At 43.5% G+C, this 24,765-nt stretch carries 14 protein-coding genes; 10 read left to right on the top strand and 4 right to left on the bottom strand.

Annotated features, from left to right (window positions below):
• Positions 1 to 59: 59 nt before the first annotated feature.
• The 4 genes from rsmF to CWO08_RS14550 form a co-directional block, all read right to left on the bottom strand.
• On the bottom strand, positions 60 to 1,481 hold the full coding sequence (gene rsmF / locus CWO08_RS14535; RefSeq protein ID WP_108020671.1) for a 16S rRNA (cytosine(1407)-C(5))-methyltransferase RsmF: 1,422 nt from the start codon (positions 1,479 to 1,481) through the stop codon (positions 60 to 62).
• A gap of 147 nt (positions 1,482 to 1,628) precedes the next feature.
• Positions 1,629 to 4,286 carry an MlaD family protein gene (locus tag CWO08_RS14540; protein ID WP_108020672.1) on the bottom strand — a complete coding sequence of 886 codons (2,658 nt, stop codon included), beginning with the start codon at positions 4,284 to 4,286 and terminating at the stop codon, positions 1,629 to 1,631.
• Positions 4,273 to 5,556, bottom strand: coding sequence for a paraquat-inducible protein A (locus CWO08_RS14545; protein ID WP_108020673.1), 1,284 nt, complete (start codon positions 5,554 to 5,556; stop codon positions 4,273 to 4,275). The genes CWO08_RS14540 and CWO08_RS14545 overlap by 14 nt, the downstream gene beginning before the upstream one ends.
• Before the next feature lie 54 nt (positions 5,557 to 5,610).
• Positions 5,611 to 7,407 carry an ABC transporter ATP-binding protein gene (locus CWO08_RS14550; protein WP_108020674.1) on the bottom strand — a complete coding sequence of 599 codons (1,797 nt, stop codon included), beginning with the start codon at positions 7,405 to 7,407 and terminating at the stop codon, positions 5,611 to 5,613.
• Positions 7,408 to 7,496: 89 nt separating this feature from the next.
• Between CWO08_RS14550 and CWO08_RS14555 the strand changes: the two genes are divergently transcribed.
• From CWO08_RS14555 to rlmKL, 10 genes are all read left to right on the top strand, one after another.
• On the top strand, positions 7,497 to 7,988 hold the full coding sequence (locus CWO08_RS14555; protein WP_057622357.1) for a GAF domain-containing protein: 492 nt from the start codon (positions 7,497 to 7,499) through the stop codon (positions 7,986 to 7,988).
• Between the two features lie 97 nt (positions 7,989 to 8,085).
• On the top strand, positions 8,086 to 8,718 hold the full coding sequence (gene proQ, locus CWO08_RS14560; protein WP_050653522.1) for an RNA chaperone ProQ: 633 nt from the start codon (positions 8,086 to 8,088) through the stop codon (positions 8,716 to 8,718).
• Between the two features lie 17 nt (positions 8,719 to 8,735).
• Positions 8,736 to 10,730 (top strand): carboxy terminal-processing peptidase, encoded by a 1,995-nt coding sequence (prc, locus tag CWO08_RS14565; RefSeq protein ID WP_108020675.1) that lies wholly within the window; start codon positions 8,736 to 8,738, stop codon positions 10,728 to 10,730.
• A gap of 275 nt (positions 10,731 to 11,005) precedes the next feature.
• Positions 11,006 to 11,689 (top strand): hypothetical protein, encoded by a 684-nt coding sequence (locus tag CWO08_RS14570; protein WP_048660785.1) that lies wholly within the window; start codon positions 11,006 to 11,008, stop codon positions 11,687 to 11,689.
• 217 nt (positions 11,690 to 11,906) lie between these two features.
• On the top strand, positions 11,907 to 14,513 hold the full coding sequence (gene pepN, locus CWO08_RS14575) for an aminopeptidase N (protein ID WP_108020676.1): 2,607 nt from the start codon (positions 11,907 to 11,909) through the stop codon (positions 14,511 to 14,513).
• A gap of 215 nt (positions 14,514 to 14,728) precedes the next feature.
• A complete protein-coding gene (locus CWO08_RS14580) occupies positions 14,729 to 14,947 on the top strand; it encodes a DUF2835 domain-containing protein (RefSeq protein ID WP_004733645.1) in 219 nt (72 codons plus the stop codon).
• Positions 14,948 to 15,175: 228 nt separating this feature from the next.
• Positions 15,176 to 20,017 carry an NAD-glutamate dehydrogenase gene (locus CWO08_RS14585; protein ID WP_048661954.1) on the top strand — a complete coding sequence of 1,614 codons (4,842 nt, stop codon included), beginning with the start codon at positions 15,176 to 15,178 and terminating at the stop codon, positions 20,015 to 20,017.
• A gap of 329 nt (positions 20,018 to 20,346) precedes the next feature.
• Complete coding sequence (gene pyrD / locus CWO08_RS14590; protein ID WP_017059681.1) at positions 20,347 to 21,357, top strand: quinone-dependent dihydroorotate dehydrogenase; 1,011 nt, start codon at positions 20,347 to 20,349, stop codon at positions 21,355 to 21,357.
• Positions 21,358 to 21,579: 222 nt separating this feature from the next.
• Positions 21,580 to 22,128, top strand: coding sequence for a cell division protein ZapC (locus tag CWO08_RS14595; protein WP_017059680.1), 549 nt, complete (start codon positions 21,580 to 21,582; stop codon positions 22,126 to 22,128).
• Between the two features lie 508 nt (positions 22,129 to 22,636).
• On the top strand, positions 22,637 to 24,757 hold the full coding sequence (gene rlmKL / locus CWO08_RS14600; protein WP_108020677.1) for a bifunctional 23S rRNA (guanine(2069)-N(7))-methyltransferase RlmK/23S rRNA (guanine(2445)-N(2))-methyltransferase RlmL: 2,121 nt from the start codon (positions 22,637 to 22,639) through the stop codon (positions 24,755 to 24,757).
• The last annotated feature ends 8 nt before the right edge of the window (positions 24,758 to 24,765 follow it).

The raw sequence follows: 24,765 nt of genomic DNA on the forward strand, positions 1-24,765 counted from the left end.
CAAACCTTCCTGTTTGGGCTTTTTGTTGTTTCATTACAGTGTGAGCTTTTATCGAGCGACTAGAAAAGGTTCTTATCGCGGACGAGTTCGCGTGGTAAACCATTCTTCACTCGGTTGCCAACCCACTTACCAAGGCCGATGATTGCACCATTGTACTTCACTAGTACTTCGCCTTTACCTGACAAGCCTTCCGGGCGAACATCTCGTCCCATGAACCACTCACGAGCGTCTTGGATGCTCAGGTCTACAATGTTGGCTTCATTGCCTGTGGCTAGCGTCGTTGCCACTTGGTGTTGCCAGCGGTAACCCTTTTTATGAGTTTCTGCGATCTTGATGCCCATACGAGAGAAGCGGAATTCACCGATCATTGGCTCGAGCGCTTCTGGGAATAGCCAAACGTCTTTGTCACGAATCCAAACTTGAGTGTCACTTGGCAGTTCGATATCGAGAGCACTTATTAGTTGTTCAGCGACTTCTTGCTGAGTTTTCTTTGATGCTTTTTCAAATGGGAATTTACCCATACGTTTTTTAACTTCTGGTGGAGTAACAGACGCTAGTTTGCGGATACGTGCAACGAAGAAACCTTCTGAGTCATACACCTGTGGGAAGATATGAAGGAAACCTTCCTCTGTCGTGGTTGCTTTTGCGTTGTCGAACAGTGACTCCAGAGATTCGAATTCAACCGCATCACCAAAGGTCTCTTTTAAGTGATGACACACTTGTTGGTTCTCTTCGGTGCTAAGCGTACACGTTGAGTAAACCAACACACCATTAGGTTTAAGCGCGTGGAATGCACTTTCAATCAGATCTTTTTGCGTGTCGGCAATGTCGACCACAGATTGATACGTCCAGTTCTTCATCGCATCAGCGTCTTTACGAATGGTACCTTCGCCAGAGCAAGGTGCATCAAGCAGTACAGCATCAAATTGTTCTGGTAACCAACCACCGAAAACTCGACCGTCAAAGTTACTTAGAGCGGCATTACGAACGCCACAACGTTCAATGTTAGCGTGAAGGACTTTCACACGGCTTGCTGCGTATTCGTTGGCAACCAATACGCCGCGATTATTCATTAGCGCAGCGATTTGCGTTGTTTTAGAACCGGGTGCAGCCGCCGTGTCTAACACCGCTTGGTAATCAGCTTCGCCTTGGAAAAGTGCCGAAGGTGGCATCATCGAGCTGGCTTCTTGGATGTAGAAAAGACCAGACATGTGTTCTGCCGTATTACCTAGTGGCGCTTCACTTTCGTCCGCTGTAATCCAAAAGCCCGTTTCGCACCAAGGTACAGGTTCCAGTTCCCAGCCTTTCTCTTTTGCTCGTACTAGGAAGTCTTCAACACTGATTTTCAATGTGTTGACTCGAATACTTTTACGAAGTGGTTTTTGGCATGATGCGACAAAAGAAGCCATATCTAGATGACTAGGCATGATTGCTTCGATGTGCGTTAGGAATTCTTCAGGAATATATACGTTAGCGTGCAAAAGAGTATCTCGATTTATTGCATTAATACGTGGAGTTTAAAGCAAAATGAGGCCGCCCTAAACCATATTTACAGCAAACAACAAAAATGCAGCCTAATGGCTGCATTTTGATGAAGAATTAATCTTCCTGGAATGTCAGGGGATTCACTATGGGCGAGGAATCGCAGTTCTCCATGACTTCCACTCATCTTCGGCTTTAGGATAGAGGTAGAAAGACTGATCTTCGCTTGCCACTGGTTGAAGTTCATTCGTCGGTGGCGTTGAGAATGTAATACCACCTCGTAATAAACTGTCTACCGTTCCAGCTTTGATGTTTGCGCCTGACAGACCGATAGAGACATCGACGCCCGATACGTTCCAGAACACAGTGTTTGCGCGGATTAGGTAGGCATAGTCTGGCTCGATTTGAATTGTAGAGATGATACGGTCAGCAAACTCGCCTAGCTGAACATCGATAACACTGCCGATTTCTAGCTCACGGAATAGGATAGGTGTGCCTTCAGATACCGAGCCTCGCGTTTCGCTTTGTAGCTGGAATATCTTACCTTCAGGCTGCTCTGGTCCTTTGCTGAGCTTAAATTTCGTGTTTCTTTCGCCTTTGCCAGGATCTACATTTATGTGCTTAGAGAGCAGCGCAGAGACGTTTTTGATGCCGTTAAGGCCAATCTCAGGTTCAGCTAACCAGAAGTGACTGTTCGCCACGGCAATCTTGTCGACGTACTCTGGTAAAATACGCGCAGTAATTTCAATACCGCCCTTGTTGAAGTTCGGAATCACCAAAGTAACCTCACCAACAGTGACACCTTGATATTTGATCGCCATGCCCTTGCTGACTTCTTGATCGCCGGAAGAGGTGATGGTAATCGCGCGGCCAAATTTTCGAGCGGATTTCGAATCTTTATAAAGCTTCCACACATCGCCGAGTTTGTTGTCGATTCCCGGCAGAGAGTCAAAAGCAATACCGCCTTGGATAAGGGTTTTAACCGGTGCAGCTTTAATACTTATACCCGATAGCGACGCATCAACCTCAACGCCTGAACGGTTCCAGAAAACGGTATGTTTATTGAGTAAGTGCGTGTAACGATTTTCGATCGTGACCTTAATTCTTACGCCACCGTCTGCAAGCTGAAAATCAGAAATACTACCCACTTGTAGGTTGCGGTAGAGTAGTGGGCTGCCTTTAGAAATTGATGGCAGTTCACTCGCAAACAACGAAAGCGTCTTTGAACCAGACTGATTAAACTTGGCGATTTCTGCTAACGATTTACTTTGGAAAAGCTGGTAATTCGTTCTAGCCTCAGATTTTCCTTCACTCACAAAGCTAATTGAGCCAGTAAGAAGCTGCTTCGCCGGTGGGACCGTAACACTCAAGCCTGACTCGGTTAGCTCTGCCGTCGCACTGCCTGTCACAAAGAAACGGTTGTGGCTTTTGATAAGGTGCGCGTATTCATTATCGATAAGTGCATCCATGAACACTTCGTGCTTATCAGAGCCCGTCCCAACACCATCAACCAATCCCACATGGATGATAGAGCCAACAGCAATACCTTTGTAAAGAAGCTGTGTACCGACATCCAGCCCGAATGAATTGTTTGAGGTTAAGCGAATCGCGACCGACTTTTCTTGTTCCTGACTGAACTCGTTTTTACGGATCGCAGTAAATCGACGTGCTTTTTCACCTTCACCCGGTACCAAGGTTAAAAAGTTACCTGTCACTAAGTTGGCAATATTTTTCATGCCTGTAAGCGATAGTTCTGCTTCTTCTAGAACGAATTTACTGCCGCTATTCAAAAAGTCACTGAATGCCGGTTGGATAGCGGCAGATGCAACGACGTTTTCGCGACCTTCGCTTAACGATAAATCGGTAATTTGACCGATTTCGATGCCGCGATACATGATCGGAGCACCCGTTGCACTGATCTTGTTATCATCGGGAACGGCGATCTTGATAGAGATACCACGACCCGCTGTTTTCAAATCTGGGTAGAGCTTGAACTTGGTATTCATCTCAACCGGTTGGCCTTCTCCCGGAGAGTCGACCGCAATTGAACCGCCAAGCAATGCACTTAGGCTTTCTAAGCGAACATCAACACCAGAAAAACCAATACTTGCACCCAAACCACTGACATTCCAAAAGCGGCTTTGGTCGGTGATGATATGGCTGTATTCGTCTTTAATCGATGCTTGAATCGTAACGGATTTAGCGTTGTCGTTTAGTTGGTAGTTGTAAACCTCACCAATTGGAATTTTGCGGTAAACGATTTGAGAACCAACAGACACACCGCCTAGGTCTTTGGTCGTCAGTGAGATATTCAAACCTTCAGAAGCGAGTAAGTCAGAAGGAGATGATTTCAAGGCTTGGAAGACTGTTTCTGGCTCTTGTTTCGTTTCACTTGGATGAATAGCAATGTAGTTACCTGAAACAAGCGCATCTAAACCAGAGATACCCGATAAGCTTGCTGTCGGTTTAACCAGCCAGAAGCGTGTACCTTTTGAAAGTAGTTTCTTAGCTTCAGGATAGATATCAGCATCAACGTAAATATTGGACAGGTCTTTGGACAGCGTGATGTCACGCACCATACCCACCTCTAAGCCTTGGTAACGAATCGTTGTTCGACCTGCGACTAAACCTGCGGCATCTGAGAAGTATATCTGCACACGTTGCCCAGCATCGTGTATCGATTTCATGACCAACCAACCGGCTAATGCAACGGTTAATATCGGTAGAATCCACAAAGGTGAGATGCCTTTGTTTTTCCTTACTTCTGGTGAATATGACGTTTGTGATTGGTTATCGTTGTTCATTCACTGACTCATCTTTAGAGGTGTAGTTATCCCAAATTAGCCTAGGATCTAAGCTTTCCGCTGCCAGCATCGTGAGAACAACTACGACGCCAAAAGCGACTGCACCATAACCTGGTGTAAAGTTTAAAATCTGTCCACGGTCGACCAAGGTCATCATGATCGAAATAACAAACAGGTCCATCACCGACCATTTCCCTACCCATTTCACAATGAAATAGATGGTCATGCGTTGTCTGTGGTAAACGGCGCGCTTCATCTTGATACAGATTAAGATGTACGCGAGGCCGAGTATTTTCGCGACGGGCACGACGATACTGGCAATGAAAATGATCGCTGCAATGCCGTACATATCGCTATTTATCAGCGACGCGACACCAGAAATTATTGTGTCTTCTAGCCTTTGTCCGTTTGTTATAAGGATAGAAATCGGAATAACGTTGGCTGGCACAATAGCCACGGATGCGGCAAACAGCAGAGCCCATGTCTTCTGTATAGAGTAGGGCTTGCGGTGGTATAAGTCATGGTGACAACGCACGCAAGTATGTCCATCCGGTTGAGATAGGTGGCAGTTGTGACAGTGTATGTTCTTACTTTCAGCAAAAGAGTAGTCAGATTCTTTTGCCCAAGCTTCCCAGTAGCGACGCACACTGATACGGCTTACCAATAATACGCTGAAAAGTTGCAGAAGAATCAGGCCAACCAATCCTGGGCCTACAAAAATATCTGAGTAATCTTGCAGTTTGAAACATGAGACCGCCAAACTTACCAGAAACACATCCAACATCATCCAATGTTTGAGGGTCTGAATAATGGCTAATGCATAGCGAAAGGGTGTGAAGATCTTAAAACGCAGTGATACATGGGTGATGAGCACCGAGCTACATACAAGCAACGGAGCGATCGAACTGCAGAACAGAATCAGCAAACCAAGCAAAGGGAAACCTTCGCCCATTAAGGTAAAGACGCCGGATGGTAAAGTCGCGGGTATCATGACACCAATCAAGCGAATACTGATGAATTCGAAAAAGTGCGATGGGATAAATAGCAATAAACAAGTGACAGCGATTGCTAGGTTTCCAGACAGGCTAGGGGTGCCGCCTCTATAAAGCTGAGTGCCACACCTTGGGCAGTAAGCGGATTTCCCTAAAGGGATGTCCATTTTATCAACGGGGAGTTCGCAGCCCTGACAAAGGCGCACTGAGCTACTAACGCATTGATGCTGAGTTGATAAAGGGTTGGTGGGGAATGGGGAGGTCACGCGACCTCCCAAGTTGAAACGTCAGTTAGGCTCGATGCCCGACTTAAATGCTTAGGACTACAAACATCAGGCGTGCGATTGCACACTGCCGTAGAGTGTTTGATAAAGTCCTTGTTGTTCAACCAATTCACCATGTGTTCCCGTTTGTGTGACTTGCCCATCTTCTAAAACATAGATTAGATCGGCTTGTTTCACCGCTGATAATCGATGAGCCACTATCAAAGTTGTGCGATCTTTCAAAAACTCGCTCAACGCTTTATGCAGTGCTGACTCTGTTGCTGTATCGAGTGCAGATGTCGCTTCATCAAGAATAACAAACTTAGGATTGCTCAGCACCATACGAGCTATTGCTAAGCGTTGTCGTTGACCGCCAGACAGTCGGACGCCATTCCTACCAATCTGTGTATCTAAGCCATTGCTGAGTTGCTTGATGACATCTTGCATTTGAGAGACTTCAAGCGCACGCCACAACGACATTTCATCGTATTCAGCACCAAGGGTCAGATTATGCCTCAATGTATCGTTAAAGAGTATAGGTTGTTGTAAAACAACGGCAATTTGATTACGTATTACATCAAAGCTGATGTCGTCGGTTGTTTCACCGTTATAGCGAATGCAACCTGAGTCCGCTTGGTAAACCCCAATTAGCAACTGGATTAAGGTAGATTTACCACCACCACTCGCACCCACCAAAGCGACTTTCTTACCTGCAGGGATGTGTAGTGATAGCCTATTTAAAACAGTGTTTTCTAATGTGTAAGAGAATGTAACGTCTTCGATGTCGACTGTCACTTCTTGATCTTCATAAAACGGGTTTACTTTGCTAATCGGGCGCTTCTCTTCTTCTAATTGAAGTAGATCGTTGATGCGTTGCAGTGCCGCTTTTGCACTATACCAAGAGAATTGAATCCCTAGCAGCTCTTGAACCGGGCCCAACATGAACCATAAGTAACCAAATACCGCAAAAATCTGACCAATGGTTAAGTCACTGAATAGAACCATTAGCATAGCGACAGCGCGGAAAAGCTCGAAACCTAACAAGAAGAGGAGAAACGAAACGCGGCCAGCAGCTTCAGATTGCCAAGCGTATTTGTCGGCATCGATTCTTACTTGGTTTGCTTGAATCTTAAGCTCATTGAGAAAAATGCGTTCTTTATTCGCTGCACGCAGTTGGTAAATACCATCTAAGGTTTCCACCAAGCGATTCTGAAAACGTTCGAAAGATTGGTTCTCGTACTTTTTAAGGTGCTTAACCTTGCTGCCTAGTTTACGAGAGAAATAAATAACAACAGGATTGACCAGTAGAATGAACAACCCTAAACGCCACTCTAACCATAACAACACGATCGCGGTACCGAACACAGTTAAGAAGCTGATGAGGAACTTAGAGAGCGTTGAGCCAATGAACTTATCGATTGTCTCTATGTCTGTTATTAGGTGAGCATTAATGCCGCCGCTGCCTTTGGTCTCGTATTGTCGAATACTAATACGGCCAAGTTTATCTATCATCTTGCTACGCATTTGATAGGTAATTGTTTTGGAGACGAGCGTGAATTGACGCCCTTGTAGAATGTTCAACGCTTGGCTAACGGTACGCATGATAATGACTAACAGTAAAGTCAGTGCAATATAGCCAGTGGGTGTCTGCAACGATGTTGGAAGTAGGTGGTTCATCATATCTAAGCCAGAAGCCGGCTTATCAAGTAATACTTCATCAACCATTAATGGCATGAGCAACGGGATAGGGACACTGATGAGAGTTGCAAGTATGGCAATAATGTTAGCAAACAGTAATTTGGACTTGTGTTTTTTTACTTGAGTTATTAACCAAGAACGGCTAATAGTGTCTTCTGAATCGTTCATTGTAATGAGAATAAGTCCTATTTAGTTTTATGGTCGCATTCTACTGCGTTCTCTTGATAATGGAAGTCTCAATTTAATTGGAAGTTAATATGAAAATAGAACATTACCAACGCTTAACCAAACAAGCCGTTGCATTAATTGAATCAGAAATCGATCTAACTGCTAATCTTGCTAATATCAGTTCATTATTATTCATGGAATTGGATGACTTGAATTGGGCGGGTTTCTATTTAATGAAGCAAGATCAAGCTAAGGAAAAAGACGAACTTGTACTGGGTCCCTTTCAAGGTCAACCTGCTTGTGTGCGAATTCCGGTAGGGCGTGGTGTGTGTGGAACTGCGGTTGCGACGAATACAGTTCAGCGCATTCATGATGTTCATGAGTTCGAAGGTCATATCGCTTGTGACGCTGCAAGTAACTCAGAAATCGTAATTCCGTTCTCTATTGGTGGAAAAATAGCGGGTGTTCTTGATATCGATAGCCCAAATGTTGGCCGTTTTTCTCAAATTGACGAGGACGGATTGACATTTTTCATGGCAGAAGTGGAAAAGCTGCTTAATTCGCACGCGAACAAGGCATAAATTATTCTCTTACTGTGGTTTTTCCCAAGCATCTCTCTATAATACGTAAAAATATTTTCTTAATGCTCGCGGAAAACCGCAAAAACCAGGAACCCACATGGAAAACACTGAAAAGTTAAAAAACAGCAAAGAAGTTATCGCATATATTGCTGAATGTTTCCCTAAATGCTTTACTCTAGAAGGTGAAGCGAAGCCACTTAAAATTGGTATTTTTCAAGATCTTGCTGAACGTCTTAATGAAGATGAAAAAGTAAGTAAGACTCAGCTTCGTGCAGCGTTAAGACAGTACACATCATCATGGCGTTACCTGCACGGCGTAAAAGCTGGCGCAGAACGTGTTGACTTAGACGGCAACGCGTGTGGCACTCTAGAAGAAGAGCACGTTGAACACGCTAAAGCTACACTTGCAGAAAGCAAAGCGAAAGTTCAGGCTCGTCGTAAAGAACAAGCACAAAAAGCTCGTGAAGAAGGCAAAGCGAAACCTAAGGCGAAGAAAGCTCAACAGCCTCGTCGTCAAGCGCCTAAAGCGCCTAAAGCACCAAAAGTAGAAAAGCCTGTAGAAACACGCGCTTTGAACGCTGATGAATTCATCGCTGGCAAAGAAGTAAATGTGAACATGGGTAAAGGAAACATGGCTGCGACCATTGTTGAAATCAATAAGGAAGATGTGCGTGTTCAGTTAGCAAACGGCCTACAAATGGTTGTTAAAGCGGAGCACTTGCGCGCTTAAAGGAGATACTCCTACGCATGAAATGCCGTTCAAAATTGACACTGATTGCTGCTAGCTTTTGGCTAGCAGCTTCAGCTCAGGCTCTCGAAGCCAAATTAGATCAGGACGATTTACCTCTACTCGCTCCTGAGGTCCAACACGAAACTGCTAGTAAACGTGTTACTTCTCGATTTACTCGTTCTCACTATAAACACTTCAATCTCAACGATGATTTCTCTCAAGCTATCTTTAATCGTTACTTAGAGATGCTGGATTATAATCGTAATATCTTCACTCAAGCTGATATTGACTCTTTCGCTGCGTCATCTACACAAATTGATGATCAACTGAAAGCGGGTAATAACCAGATTGCATTCGATGTTTATAATTTGTCTATGCAGAAGCGTTTTGAACGTTTTCAATATGCATTGTCTTTGCTAGATACAGAGATTAAGTTTGATACCGATGAAAGTATTGAGCTAAATCGTAGCGAAGCGGAATGGCCAAAAGATATCGCTGAAGTGAATGAGCTTTGGAGAAAACGCGTTAAATACGATGCGTTGAATCTAAAACTTACTGGTAAAGAGTGGCCAGAGATTCAAGAAGTTTTGGAAAAGCGTTACAACAATGCGATGAAGCGTATTACGCAATCGCACAACGAAGATGCTTTCCAAATCTACATGAACGCATTCGCGCGAGAAGTTGATCCGCACACCAGTTACCTTTCTCCAAGAAATGCAGAGCAATTCCAATCCGAGATGAATCTATCTCTAGAAGGTATTGGTGCTGTACTTCAGATGACAGACGACTACACCGTTATTCGATCTTTAGTTGCTGGTGGCCCTGCGTCAAATAGCAAACAATTGAGCGATGGCGACCGTATTGTTGGAGTTGGTCAAGATGGTGAAGAGATTGTTGATGTTATCGGCTGGCGTTTAGACGATGTAGTGCAATTAATTAAAGGACCGAAAGGGACTAAAGTTAAGCTACAGATCTTGCCAGACGGTAAAGATGCAAAAAGTCACGTTGTCACAATTGTACGCGATAAGATTCGTTTAGAAGACCGCGCTGTTAAGTCAGAAGTTATCGAGAAAGATGGCAAGAAGATTGGTGTACTAGAAGTACCAAGTTTCTATGTTGGCCTTTCTAAAGATACCGATAAACTGATCACCGAGCTTAAAGAGCAAGGTGTTGAAGGTATTATTGTTGACCTTCGAAACAACGGTGGTGGTGCACTGACTGAAGCAACCGAACTCTCTGGTTTGTTTATCAAAGAGGGACCTGTTGTTCAGGTTCGTGATAGCTACGGTCGTGTCAAAGTGAACAGTGATACCGATGGCCAAATCAGTTACCGAGGTCCGTTAACGGTATTGGTGAATCGCTATAGTGCTTCAGCATCTGAAATCTTTGCAGCAGCGATGCAAGATTACGGTCGTGCAATTATCTTGGGTGAAAACTCTTTCGGTAAAGGTACGGTGCAACAGCATCGCTCTTTGAATCATATTTATGATTTGTTCGATAAAGAGTTGGGTTACGTTCAATACACAATCCAGAAATTCTACCGAATCAATGGTGGTAGTACGCAAAACAAGGGCGTAGTGCCTGATATTGCTTACCCAACGCCAATTGATCCTGCCGATACTGGTGAAAGTGTTGAAGACAATGCTCTTCCTTGGGACAGCATCGACAAAGCGAAGTACTCAGTGTTACAGAGTAACGATGAGCAAATCGCAGCGTTGACGGCTAAACACCAAGCTCGTATCGCAACAGACATGGAATTTGGCTTTATCGCGCAAGATATTGAAAAATATAAGGCAGATAAAGACGACAACGACCTTTCTCTTAATGAAAAGTTTCGTCAACAAGAGAGTGATGATGCGGATGCGCTTCGTCTAGAGCGTATTAACCAACGTCAAAAAGCCGCTAAATTAGAGGCATTTAAAACGTTGGATGATATTCCAAAAGACTACGAAGCCCCGGATGCTTATCTTGATGAATCAGTTGCTATCATGCTGGATATGATCAAGAAATAAACAGAATGCCTGTTAAAAGGTGATTGTTTAAAGACGTACTATTTTAAAAAGCGAGCTTAGGCTCGCTTTTTTTGTGTCTATGATTTGACAGGAATATCTGATTGTAACCGTTGAGATTGTCGTAAAGAACACGCAATATTAAGGGGCATTTAGCTCTGTTTTTCGTTGAATAATGACATTTAAGTTACTTCGCACTTAAAATTTAGTGACTTGGATCATATTTTTCGCTTTCTAATCATTACGAGCCTAAGCTTAAAGAAAACGAGGGGGCGCGTATGAAATGGATTCTACTAATTTTATCTTGTTTAAGTTTTGTTGCTTTTGGGAGCGAGGTTGCTTCGAACAGTCAACAATCAAAAAGTGATAGTAATCTATCTCATTTTGACCTTCCTTTGTTGCTTGGCGATTGGTATTTGATGAATCCAGATCCTGAGCAAGGTACTGAAAACTTTAGAGCAATCAAACTCACTCTCGATTCAAATTACTCATTCACTATCGATATCCAAAAGAAAGACTATAGTGTTGATCATTGGGAAGGTTTGTATAACGCCAATGAAGATACGATTATTTTGGGTTTGAATACTTCTGAGCCCCAGGTTTACGCGTACAGCAGCAACCATAATATGCTGAATCTTAATGGTGTTATGTTCACCAAAGCCTTGCCCAACGCCCTGGCTGGAATTTGGTCAAGCGCCGAACTGTCTGGAAGCGATTTGCGTGCGAGTAACATTCAAAAAATGGATTTAGTGCTTCAACCTGATTTTATCTTCATGTTTCGAGTATCAGATGAAGAAGGCGGTGAAGTCATTCGTCGCGGTGTGTATTACACCGAAGGCGACCAGCTAGTGTTACTTTATGAGAACGGTGAACACGGTACTCGATATACACTGAATAGCGATGTCTTGACGCTGCAAGGTGAAGAGGGAGACATGTTCGCAGTGCTTAATCGCATACGTTAAGTAAGAGTTTTAGCCATAACATCGGCTTGTTGAAAATATGGTACACAGTTCATTTCTTAGCCGTTCCTTTCTGATTTGATTGATAAAATAGCAAAACATGGAGGCATTTTCCTACAATGCCTCCTTTTTTTAATATTCCTCTTGTGTTCTTGGCGTTCAACCTTTAGATATATACAGTTAACAAATAATTACGTATAACGATCAAAAGGAACCCGTCATGGCACATACACCTCAAGCCAAGTATCGTAAAGATTATCAATCACCATCTCACACTATTTCTGATATCGATCTTACTTTCGATTTATACGATTCAGCATCCATTGTTACGGCTGTTTCTAGTGTTAAGCAGGAGAAAGACAGCGCGACATTAGTACTTGATGGTGAAGGCTTGAAGTTGGTTTCTGTTTCGGTTGAAGGCAACGAATGGACTCAGTACGAGCAGTCTGAAACTCAACTGACGCTGAATGACCTTCCAAAAGAATTTACTCTAACCATCGTTACTGAAGTGAATCCTGAAGGGAATAGCGCACTTGAAGGCTTGTATAAGTCGGGTGGTGCGTTCTGTACTCAGTGTGAAGCCGAAGGTTTCCGTCGTATTACTTATTACATGGATCGCCCAGATGTGTTGGCGAAATTCACCACCACAGTAATCGCAGACAAAGCAGAAAACCCATTCTTATTAAGCAATGGTAACCGTGTAGATGAAGGCGAAGCTGAAAACGGTCGTCATTGGGTTAAGTGGCAAGACCCACATCCCAAGCCGGCATACCTATTTGCTTTAGTTGCGGGTGACTTCGATGTACTTCGTGACGTATACACTACACAATCGGGTCGCAAAGTTGACCTAGAAATCTTTGTTGATAAAGGCAATCTAGACCGTGCAAACCACGCGATGGTTTCTTTGATTAACTCAATGAAGTGGGACGAAGAGCGTTTCAATCTTGAATACGACTTAGACATCTACATGATCGTAGCCGTTGATTTCTTCAACATGGGTGCGATGGAAAACAAAGGCCTGAACGTATTTAACTCTAAGTTTGTTCTAGCAAACGACCAAACTGCAACGGATACAGATTACCTTGGTATTGAAGCAGTAATCGGTCATGAATATTTCCATAACTGGACCGGCAACCGAGTGACTTGTCGCGACTGGTTTCAGCTGAGCTTGAAAGAAGGCCTAACGGTATTCCGCGATCAAGAGTTCTCATCTGATCTTGGCTCTCGCGCAGTAAACCGAATCAGCAACGTTCGTATGATTCGCGGTCCACAATTCGCTGAAGACGCAAGCCCAATGTCACACCCAATTCGTCCTGAAAAAGTGATAGAAATGAATAACTTCTACACATTGACTGTTTACGAAAAGGGCAGCGAAGTGATCCGAATGATCCACACATTGTTGGGTGAAGACGGTTTCCAAAAAGGCATGAAGCTTTACTTTGAACGTCATGATGGCACGGCTGCAACATGTGAAGACTTCGTCGCGGCAATGGAAGATGCATCTGGCGTTGACCTATCTCAGTTCCGCTTATGGTACAGCCAGTCTGGTACGCCGACGCTGTCTGTTGAAAGTCATTACGATGCAGAAAAGAAACAATACACGTTAACAACTCGCCAAGTAACGGCACCCACGCATGAGCAAACTGAAAAGCAGGCTTTGCATATCCCTCTGGATATCGAGCTGTACACGGCTTCAGGTGATGTTGTTGAGTTACAATGTAACGGAAAGCCAGTTCATAACGTATTAGATGTCAAAGAAGCGGAACAAACCTTCGTGTTTGAAAATGTTTCTGAACAACCAATCCCATCACTACTTCGTGAATTCTCTGCGCCAGTGAAATTGGAGTACGACTATTCAGATGAAGAGCTTATCTTCTTGATGGTGAATGCGCGCAATGAGTTCTCTCGTTGGGATGCTGGTCAAATGCTATTGGCGAAGTACATTCGCAGCAACGTTGAGAAGGTTCAACAGGGTCAAGCATTTGAGCTTTCTGGTTCTGTTGTTGATGCATTCCGTGGCGTACTGCTGAGTGATTCACTAGAGCCTGCGTTTATCGCAGAAATGCTTTCACTGCCAAGCCATAATGAAGTATCAGGTTGGTACGAGCGTGTTGATATTGATGCGGTCGCATCTGTTCTTAACTCAATGAAAGTAACATTAGCTGCTGAACTTGAAGACGAGTTAGCTGCGGTTTATCACAGCAATGCTCTCACTGAATACACAATCGATCACGATTCGATTGGTAAGCGCACTTTACGTAAAGTTTGCCTAAGTTACTTAGCGCACACAGAACAGGGTAACGATTTGGTTGTTGCAATGTACCAACAAGCAAACAACATGACCGATACAATGGCAGCAATGGGTGCGGCAAACAGTGCGCAACTACCATGTCGTGAAACCTTGATGGCGGATTACAGCGACAAGTGGAAACACGATGGTCTTGTTATGGATAAGTGGTTTGCTCTACAAGGTACAAACCCAAGTTCCAATGCTCTTGAAGTGATCAAAGCATCAATGTCACATCAAGCGTTTAGTTTGAAGAACCCGAATCGAACTCGCAACTTGGTTGGTTCATTCTTAAACATGAACCCGGTACAGTTCCATGATAAGTCTGGTCAGGGCTATGAGTTTGCTGGCGAGATCTTACGTGAGCTTAACAGCAGTAACCCGCAAGTGGCTTCACGTCTGATTGACCCGCTTCTTAAATTCCGTAAGTACGATGATGAACGCCAAGCTCTGATCAAGAAAGAACTTGAGACTTTAAAGGGGATGGACAACCTAGCTAAAGACTTATTTGAGAAAGTAACGAAGGCACTAGAAGCTTAAGTTAAACGTTCTCAATTAACGGTTTACTTAAATCTGTTTACTTATCAAGAAAAGTCGTCAGTGGTAGAGAATATCTGCCACTGATTTTTTGTTTCTGGTTCATCGAATTTTCGATAAGCTAGAGCAGTTTCAAGTTCAGTTTCAAGCTAGGTTTCACAGTCAGACATCGTCAAGTGCCAAAAAATACTGGCACTGTGTGTCTATACAGGTATCGTATGAATCGCTATATTTTCCAACTTAACATCTCATATCAGCAGTTTTTAGCCAGCTATTCTGGTGCGGCAAGTAAAGTTCAAGTGATAACAACAACAGGTTTACGTTTACAGTTACCTGCAACTCGATTCAGACCATTTCTTACACAAATAGGGGTTAGAGGGCAGTTTAGGCTGACAACTGACCAAAAAAATAAGTTTATTAAGTTGGAAGCTCTGTAAACCTTGGCGTGCCTAGTGAGTTAAAAGGAATCTTAATCACATAATCAAACATTTCACCTCTTACCACCTCCAAAACAATTAACTATTTTTCAATAATGCTTTTACAATAAATGAATGCATTACCTTTGCTTAACTCGTTAGTAGAAAAGCGCTCAGCGGCACGTTTCAAACACTAGCTTAAGTGATCCCCCTAATAATAAAATATAATTCTAATTGTGGAGTGTGACTATGACCGCACGTGAAACTGTGGTTCCAGTTTTACTTGAAAAAGTTTACAAGCTGATTCAAGACAAACTTGACCTTGCTCATCGACCTCTCGTAACTCAACTTGCTCAACACTTGTTTAGTAACGTTTCTCACGACGATCTGACTCAGAGAAACGAATCCGATTTATATGGTGCTGTAGTTAGCTTATGGCATCACATCAATGAAAAGAAAGCCGACGAAATCTCTGTACGCGTTTTCAACCCGACGGTAAGTCGTCAAGGTTGGCAGTCTACTCACACTATCGTTGAGATAGTCGTTCCAGACAGCCCATTCCTTGTTGATTCTGTAAAAATGGCACTTACTCGCCTAGACCTTTCTTCTCACCTGATGCTTCATAACCCAACACAAATCTCTCGCTCAGATAAGGGCAGTGTTGTCGGTGTTAGCAATAACGAAGGTGCATTCCAATCGCTTTTCCATATCGAAGTAGACCGTCTTAGCAGTAAAGCTGAAATGACAGCTCTTAAAACGGAGCTACTGGATATCTTTACCGATACTAGCTTAGTTGTGAACGATTGGTTGAAGATGGTTGAAAGACTTGAAGAAGTAACCAATCAAGTAGAAAAGCAGAAAGAGAGCATTCCTGTAGATGGCCAACGTTTTGATGAAACGTTGGCGTTTCTTCGTTGGTTAGGTGAACACAACTTTACATTCATGGGTTATAAGGAATATGACCTAGTTTCAGTTAACGGCGACACTGAACTGCAACCGACCAAGGAGCAAGGTCTTGGTTTGTTTGCGAATTCAGATCGTGTACGCAACGTTAAGTTGTCTGAGTTTTCTGATTCGGCACGCCTTGAAGCGAAAAAGCCTTATGTACTTATTGTAACCAAGGGCAACACGGCTTCACGCATTCACCGCCCAGCTTACAACGATTACATCGGTATTAAGAAGTTCGATAAGAACGGTAAGGTCATTGGTGAGCACCGCTTTACTGGTCTTTACACGTCTGCTGTTTATAACCAAACCGTTGAAACGATTCCTCTTGTTCGTGAGAAAGTAGACCGAATCTTAGACGCGAGTGGTTACCGTGAGGGTTCATACTCTTACAAAGCACTGCACAACATTCTTGAAAACTACCCACGTGATGAACTGCTTCAAGCTCGAGAAGAAGAGTTACTTGAAGTGGGTACTGGCGTAGTACAAATGCAAGATCGCGATCTTCTGCGTCTGTTCGTTCGCAAAGACCCGTTTGGCCGTTTCTTTAGCTGCATGGTTTACGTAACAAAAGATCGTTACAACACTGAGCTTCGTCGCCAAACACAACGCATCTTGAAGCAGTACTTTGGTTGTGAAGAAGAGGTTGAATTCACAACTTACTTCTCTGAAAGCCCACTGGCGAGAACGCACTATATTGTTCGTGTTGATAACAACAACATGGATGTGGACGTGAAAACAATTGAGCAAAATTTAATGGAAGTATCGTCTACGTGGGATGACCGCCTGTCTGAATCAATCATTGCAAACTTCGGTGAGAGCAAAGGGCTTCCATTGTCGAAAGAGTACATGCGTGCATTCCCACGTTCGTACAAAGAAGACATGATGCCAGGTTCTGCAGTTGCGGATATTGAACGTTTAGAAGCACTAAGTGAAGACAATAAATTGGGTATGCTTTTCTACCGTCCTCAAGAAGAGGCGGCAGATTCTAAAGCAGTTCGTTTGAAGTTGTTCTACCACAGCGATGAGCCAATTCACCTTTCTGATGTTATGCCAATGCTTGAAAACTTCGGCCTACGCGTTATCGGTGAATCACCTTATGAAGTGCGTAAAACTAATGGTGTGACATACTGGATCCTTGATTTCTCGATGTTGCACAAGAGCGATAAGACTATCGATCTTCGCGAAGCGCGCGATCTTTTCCAACAAGCGTTCGCAGCAATTTGGGCGGGTGAGTTAGACAGCGATGGTTTCAACCGTTTGGTACTTGGCGCTGGTCTTTCTGGCCGTGAAATCTCAATTTTACGTGCTTATGCTCGTTACATGCGTCAAGTGGGTTTCCCATTCAGCCAACAATACATTGAAGACACATTGTCTCATTACCCAGAGTTAGCAAAAGGGCTAGTGAGCTTATTCGGCAAGCGTTTCGATCCTAAACTGAAGGGCAGCGTGAAAGGCCAACAAGATCTTATTAAGAAGATCACTGAACAGTTGGATCATGTAGAGAGCTTGGATGATGACCGTATCATTCGTCGCTACATGGAAATGATCACTGCAACGCTTCGTACGAACTACTACCAAGTAGACGAAAACAAGCAGTCTAAACCTTGGTTGGCTCTGAAAATGAGACCAAGCGAGATTCCAGATATCCCAGCGCCGGTTCCTGCGTTTGAGATCTTCGTATACGCACCAGATATTGAGGGTGTTCATCTACGTGGCGGTAAAGTAGCACGTGGTGGTTTACGTTGGTCAGACCGTCAAGAGGACTTCCGTACTGAGATTCTAGGTCTAGTTAAAGCGCAACAAGTTAAGAACACGGTTATCGTTCCGGTTGGTGCTAAAGGTGGTTTTGTTTGTAAGCGTCAACACACTATGTCTGGCCGAGATGAGATCTTTGCTGAAGGTCAACGTTGTTACAAGCGCTTCATCCGTGCCTTACTAGACGTATCAGACAACATCATTGAAGGTGAGGTTATCCCACCTAAGAGTGTTGTTCGTCACGATGAAGATGACCCGTACTTGGTTGTAGCTGCCGATAAAGGTACCGCGACATTCTCAGATCTAGCGAACTCGGTAGCTGAAGAGTACAACTTCTGGTTAGGTGACGCGTTTGCCTCTGGTGGTTCTAACGGTTACGACCATAAAGCTATGGGTATCACGGCGAAAGGTGGTTGGGAATCTGTTAAACGTCACTTCCGTGAAATGGGCATCAACTGTCAAAGCACAGACTTCACTGCAATTGGTGTAGGTGATATGGCGGGCGACGTATTTGGTAACGGTATGCTGCTATCTAAGCATATTCGCTTACAAGCTGCGTTTAACCACATGCATATCTTCATTGACCCGAATCCAGAGTCGGCATCAAGCTGGGTAGAGCGTGACCGTCTGTTTAATCTGCCTCGTTCAAGCTGGGAAGATTACAATAAAGACCTGATTTCTCAAGGTGGTGGCATCTTCTCTCGTCGAGCGAAGTCTATTTCCCTAACACCTGAAATTCAGAAAATGCTGGGTACCAAGAAAGCTTCTATGGCACCCAATGACTTGATCAAAGCGATCTTGTCTATGCAGGTTGATCTACTTTGGAATGGCGGTATTGGTACTTACGTTAAGTCTTCTAGCGAGACTCATACTGATGTGGGTGACCGTGCAAATGACGTGCTACGTATTGATGGACGTGACCTAAAAGCTAAGGTTGTTGGTGAAGGCGGTAACTTGGGTATGACTCAATTGGGTCGTATTGAATACGCTCTAACGGGCGGTCGAGTAAATACTGACTTTGTTGATAACGTTGGTGGTGTAGATTGCTCGGATAACGAAGTTAACATTAAGATCTTCTTGAATGGCTTAGTGTCTAATGGTGATCTAACCGTTAAGCAACGTAACCAAGTGCTTGAGTCAATGGAAGATGAAGTTGGTGAAATCGTACTAGATGATGCGTACTGCCAAGCTGAGTCCATCTCTGTGACTGAGCATCAAGGTGTTGGCTTAGTGAAAGAGCAAATCCGCTTCATCCACACAATGGAAAAAGCAGGGTATTTAGACCGTGGTTTGGAATACATCCCAGATGACGAAACGCTGCTAGAGCGTGAGAAGCAAGGCCAAGCATTAACAAGACCTGAGCTATCAGTATTGATCGCTTACGGTAAAATGGTTCTAAAAGAAGATCTTGTAAGTGATGATATTGCGAATGATGAGTTCCATGCTCAACAACTGATGCAATACTTCCCAACAGAGTTACGCCGTAACTACTCCCAGCACATGGATAACCATCCACTACGTGCCGAGATCATTGCAACTGCGCTTGCTAACCAAATGGTTAACGAGATGGGCTGTAACTTTGTGACTCGTTTGCAAGAAGAGACGGGCGCGAACATTGTTGATATTGCGAATGCTTACGCGGCATCACGTGAAATCTACGGTCTAGGTAAGGTACTAAAGAGCATCCGTGAACTGGACAACATCTCAAGTTCTGAAGCTCAATACGAATTGCTTTACCATGTGCGTCGTACGCTTCGTCGCCTAGCACGCTGGTTGCTAAGAAACCGTACGGGTAAACAGTCAGTGAACGCATTGATTGAGCTTTACCAAGGTGATGTGGCTGCGATTACTGAAAAACTGGACGAAAACTTAGTAGCTTCAGAAGTAGAAGAGCATCAAGCAATGGCTCAACTATGGATTGATCAAGGTGTAAATGCTGAGCTGGCTAATTCAGTGGCTCGTTTGTCTAGCCTGTACTCAGCACTGGATATATCCACAGTAGCTCGTGAAACAGGTAAAACAGTCCAACAAGCGTCTAAGCTTTACTTCAACCTTGGCGACCGTTTGTCACTGCATTGGTTCTTGAAGCAAATTAATGGCCAAGCTGTAGACAACAACTGGCAAGCGCTGGCACGTGCTGCATTCAGAGAAGATCTGGATTGGCAACAACGTCAGCTAACTGGCCAAGTACTTAACTGTGGCTGTGCTTCAGACATCGATGTGATTAAAGCGCTTGATGACTGGATGGAAAGTAACTCTGTTTCTCTGCATCGTTGGGAGAGCATCTTGAACGAATTCAAAGTGGGTTCTGTTCATGAGTTTGCTAAGTTCTCAGTGGCGTTACGTGAATTGATGTTGTTGAATCTAAACTGCATGTCGAAAGACTAGTCACTAGATAAAACGAAAAATATAAGGGCAGGCCACAAGGTCTGCCTTTTTCGTTTCGGTAAAGTGGGATCAATAGAACTAGCGATTTTTGAAGGACCAACCTCGACGGACACGTTGTTTGTTGTTAAGTGAGTTGGTGGCTGTACTAAGGTTGAGATTAGAAATGGGTTAATAACCTGAAGAAACGATAACGTTTGCTTAATAATGAACCTCATTCGTTAGCAAACTCGATTATCTTACCCTTACAGACAGTAATAGATTGAATAGTTGGGTAAATAAGTAAATAATATCGCCCCGTTTACACGGGGCTTTTTTCTATCGGAGGCACAATGCTTTACCGTCTAGCCAGAACTGGCTTTTTCCAACTTGATGCCGAAAAGGCACATGATCTTGCAATTCAAAATTTCAAACGCTTTACAGGCACACCAATTGATCTTTTGTATCGCCAACAATTACCTCATCGACCTGTAGAGTGCATGGGTCTTACTTTTAAAAACCCAGTTGGCCTCGCGGCAGGCCTAGATAAAAACGGCGAATGTATTGATGCATTTGGCGCTATGGGTTTTGGTTTCGTAGAAGTAGGAACAGTGACTCCACGTCCACAAGCGGGTAACGACAAACCTCGTTTATTCCGTCTTGTTGAAGCTGAAGGTATCATCAACCGCATGGGCTTTAACAACCTAGGCGTCGACAACCTTGTTGAGAATGTTAAGAAGTCGAACTACGATGGCATCTTAGGTATTAACATCGGTAAGAACAAAGACACACCAATTGAAAAGGGCGCTGAAGATTACTTGATCTGTATGGAGAAGGTATATCAATACGCTGGTTACATTGCTGTGAACATCTCTTCACCAAATACTCCAGGACTTCGTTCTCTACAATACGGCGAAGCTCTAGACGATCTGTTGTCTGAACTTAAAACCAAACAATCTGAACTGGAAGAGAAGCATGGTAAATATGTTCCTCTTGCTCTTAAGATTGCTCCGGATCTAAGTGACGACGAAATTAGCCAAATTTGTGAATCATTGATCAAAAATAAGATCGATGGTGTGATCGCAACAAATACAACATTGGATCGTTCAATCGTTGAAGGTATGAAACATTGCGATGAAGCGGGTGGCCTAAGTGGACGTCCAGTTCAATCTCGCAGCACTGAAGTAGTTCGCAAACTTCACGAAGAGCTTGGTGACAAACTGCCGATCATTGGAGTAGGTGGTGTTGACTCGTATGTTGCTGCAAAAGAGAAAATGATGGCAGGCGCGAAGCTTGTACAAGTTTACTCTGGTTTCATCTACAAAGGTCCAGGCCTAGTTGGCGACATCGTTAAAAATTTATAAGCTGTAAAAAATATAAGCTGAAAATTGCTTTTATTCTTGAAAAGCGACAATCTGGCATCGTCTTACTAAAAGAGACACTGTAACTCACTGAGTTGTAGAGAAAAGCGATAAGAAAGAGGAATTCATTTCCTCTTTTTTTTTGCCTATTGCTCAGTAAAATTACTGTAATTGAAGGTAATTTTGCGTTTTACCTAATGGAATGGTTCAACAGTGTGAGACGAAATGATGCTTAAACCTAGCGATACATGGAGTTGGTATTACGATGAGCAGCAATGTTCATTAATGCTAAACCTCGGAGAGGATATGATTTTCAAAACGAATCTGGTCCGCAATAAGCTGGTGGACTGCGCGTTTAGAGATAATGAATTCACCGTTGATGACGCATCTTCATACCAAACCTTCAAAGAACAAATTTCTGGCTTAGAACTGTCTGAGCCTCGCCAAGCTGAACTCGCGCTTTATTGTGTGGCAGCAAAACGCTTCCATAAGCCTGTACAGCCTAAGAGTTGGTTCTTCGACTCACAGGGCGCTGGGCATGAATATCCTCAAGAAGGGGATATCGTACAAATGAATAACGAGCATAGCTTAGGGTATTTCATTGTATTAGAAGTGGGAGAGTGCGCGAGCCTATGTGCATTTGTCGACCTAGAAGAGTTTCTGCTTACACCTTCAAAAGGGTTACGCTTTGGCGACTCGATTAAGGTCATGCACGATAGAATGATAGACGCGAACGCTATTCTTCATCAAACGCACATTGCGATGGTCGGTTAGCCTTCTATTCAGTCCATCATTTCTCACACACATCGCAACGCGTAAACCTGTCAAACCTTTCCCAAAATCGGCTCAATAGCCGATTTTTTTGTGCCTAAAAAACCTCATCTTGATAAATACATCACTGCTTAACCATTTAAATAGTGAACTTACGACTATTTTTTCGCCTTAATTTCAGCCTGTTTTCATCGCTAGAAGTGTAATTTGTCCATCTTTATTCCCTGTTTTTGGTCTTTTGTAGCTAAATTTCATCCATAAATCTCATTTGGTATATACCAGATTTGAGATGAATATAAATTCACATTGCTACTTTGGTTAATAAGTGGTCAGAAATGAAGTTGGTTTGATAGGTCTTATGTTCTAAGGGGATGTGGGTAAGCGATCGCTTCAAGACTGTGCATTTGCTAGCCAGTTAGTCGAAAGATTCAATGAAAAGACGTGTTTAGTGTGATGCTCTAGTTACAAATTCAGGTATAATCGAACTCATTTTTATCAATAAAAGAACACTATGAATCAATATCTAGCGGTTACCTCAAACGGCCTTGAGAATTTATTAGTTGAAGAACTAACCCAACTAGGGATTACAAACGCAAAACCTGTTCAAGCAGGTGTTAAATTCAAAGCGACCAATGAGCAAATTTATCGTTGTTGTTTGTGGAGCCGTTTGGCTTCTCGATTTGTACGTGTCCTTTCTGAATTCACTTGTATGGACGACATGGATTTGTACCTATCAACCACTGCGGTTAACTGGGTAAATCAATTCCATAGCTCTAAGCGTTTTGTTGTTGACTTCAATGGTACGAACAACGAAATCCGTAATAGCCAATACGGTGCGATGAAAGTAAAAGATGCCGTTGTTGATTGCTTCGAGAAGAAGTCTTTGCCTCGTCCTTCTATCAGCAAAGAGAACCCAGATGTTCGTATTCACGTTCGTCTACACCGTGATAAAGCGATTCTTGGTGTTGATATGGTGGGAAGCGGTCTTCATCAACGTGGTTACCGTCCAGAATCAGGTCGCGCACCTCTGCGTGAAACGCTTGCTGCAGCGATTCTTCTCCGTAGTGGTTGGGATGCAACTAAGCCTTTCCTAGACCCTATGTGTGGTTCAGGTACGTTAGTGATTGAAGCGGCAATGATGGCTGCAAACATGGCTCCTGGTGTTAAACGCCAGAAGTGGTGTTTTGAATCACTAGAAGATTTCGAACCAGAGCTTTGGGCTGAAGTTAAAGCTGAAGCGAACGTTCAAGGTCGTCGTGGCGTTAAGAAAGTAGAATGTAAGTTCTATGGTTACGATAACGATGAACGCATGATCAAAACAGCGCGCGACAATGCTCGTCGTGCTGGTGTTGAAGAGTTGATTGAATTCGAAGTAGGTGACGCTGCAAAGCTTAAACGCCCTACAGAATTTGTTGATGGTGTGATTGTTTCTAACCCACCTTATGGTGAGCGTCTGGGTACAGAGCCTGGCCTAATTGCACTGTACACGGCATTCGGCGCACAGCTTAAAGCTGAATTTGGCGGTTGTAACGCGTCTATCTTCTCTAGTTCAGACGAACTACTTAGCTGCTTACGCATGCGTGCAGACAAACAGTTCAAATTGAATAACGGTGCGTTACCGTGTCACCAAAAGAACTACTCAATTTCAGATCGTCCGATGTCAGAACGTCCAACGGGCGAGCAAGAACAGCTGATTGCTCCTGACTTTGCAAACCGACTTAAAAAGAACATCGGTAAAATTGGCAAGTGGGCTAAGAAAGAGCAATTAGATTGTTACCGTATCTACGACGCTGACTTACCAGAATACAATGTAGCGATTGATGTATACCCAGGTCACCTTGTGATTCAAGAATACGCAGCGCCTAAAGATGTTCCGGAAGATAAAGCTAAGCGTCGTTTAACCGATATTATTCGTGCGTCTATTCAAGTAACAGGCGTTGAAGCAAACAACGTCGTGCTTAAGGTTCGTCAGAAGCAGAAAGGCCGTTCTCAATACCAGAAGATGGCTCAAGACTCATCTAACCTAGAAGTGAACGAATACGGCGTTAAGCTGATTGTTAATCTTCATGATTACCTAGATACAGGCTTGTTCCTAGATCATAAGATCACTCGTCGTCGTATCGGTGAGATGGCCGCAGGTAAAGATTTCCTAAACCTGTTCGCTTACACAGGCAGTGCATCTGTTCATGCTGCTGTAGGTGGCGCTCGTTCTACAACAACGGTTGATATGTCTAATACCTACCTTGAGTGGGCAAAACAGAACATGGAGCTTAATGGCCGTGTTGGTCGTCAACATCAATTTGTGCAAGCTGATTGCTTACAGTGGTTGGTTAAAGAGCAGGGTTCTTACGACCTGATCTTTATTGATCCACCTACGTTCTCAAACTCTAAGCGTATGGATCAATCTTTTGATGTTCAGCGTGATCACATTCAATTGATGGAAAACCTTAAGCGTCTTCTTCGTGAAGAAGGCACGATTGTGTTCTCTAACAACAAGCGTCACTTCAAAATGGACTTGGAAGCTCTGGATGAATTAGGTCTTAAGGCTCAGAACATCTCTGCTAAGACACTTCCATTGGACTTCTCTCGCAATAAGCACATTCATAACTGCTGGTTGATTACTCACAAGTAGTTAAGAGA

Origin of the sequence: Vibrio sp. 10N.286.48.B8 (assembly GCF_003050085.1) — a bacterium.
GTDB lineage: Bacteria > Pseudomonadota > Gammaproteobacteria > Enterobacterales > Vibrionaceae > Vibrio > Vibrio crassostreae.

Bases quoted from the DNA above. Each gene is read 5' to 3' on its own strand.
- CWO08_RS14540 (WP_108020672.1), bottom strand. From the start codon at position 4,286: ATGAACAACGATAACCAATCACAAACGTCATATTCACCAGAAGTAAGG.
- CWO08_RS14550 (WP_108020674.1), bottom strand. From the start codon at position 7,407: ATGAACGATTCAGAAGACACTATTAGCCGTTCTTGGTTAATAACTCAA.
- CWO08_RS14555 (WP_057622357.1), top strand. From the start codon at position 7,497: ATGAAAATAGAACATTACCAACGCTTAACCAAACAAGCCGTTGCATTA.
- proQ (WP_050653522.1), top strand. From the start codon at position 8,086: ATGGAAAACACTGAAAAGTTAAAAAACAGCAAAGAAGTTATCGCATAT.
- prc (WP_108020675.1), top strand. From the start codon at position 8,736: ATGAAATGCCGTTCAAAATTGACACTGATTGCTGCTAGCTTTTGGCTA.
- CWO08_RS14570 (WP_048660785.1), top strand. From the start codon at position 11,006: ATGAAATGGATTCTACTAATTTTATCTTGTTTAAGTTTTGTTGCTTTT.
- pepN (WP_108020676.1), top strand. From the start codon at position 11,907: ATGGCACATACACCTCAAGCCAAGTATCGTAAAGATTATCAATCACCA.
- CWO08_RS14580 (WP_004733645.1), top strand. From the start codon at position 14,729: ATGAATCGCTATATTTTCCAACTTAACATCTCATATCAGCAGTTTTTA.
- CWO08_RS14585 (WP_048661954.1), top strand. From the start codon at position 15,176: ATGACCGCACGTGAAACTGTGGTTCCAGTTTTACTTGAAAAAGTTTAC.
- pyrD (WP_017059681.1), top strand. From the start codon at position 20,347: ATGCTTTACCGTCTAGCCAGAACTGGCTTTTTCCAACTTGATGCCGAA.
- CWO08_RS14595 (WP_017059680.1), top strand. From the start codon at position 21,580: ATGATGCTTAAACCTAGCGATACATGGAGTTGGTATTACGATGAGCAG.
- rlmKL (WP_108020677.1), top strand. From the start codon at position 22,637: ATGAATCAATATCTAGCGGTTACCTCAAACGGCCTTGAGAATTTATTA.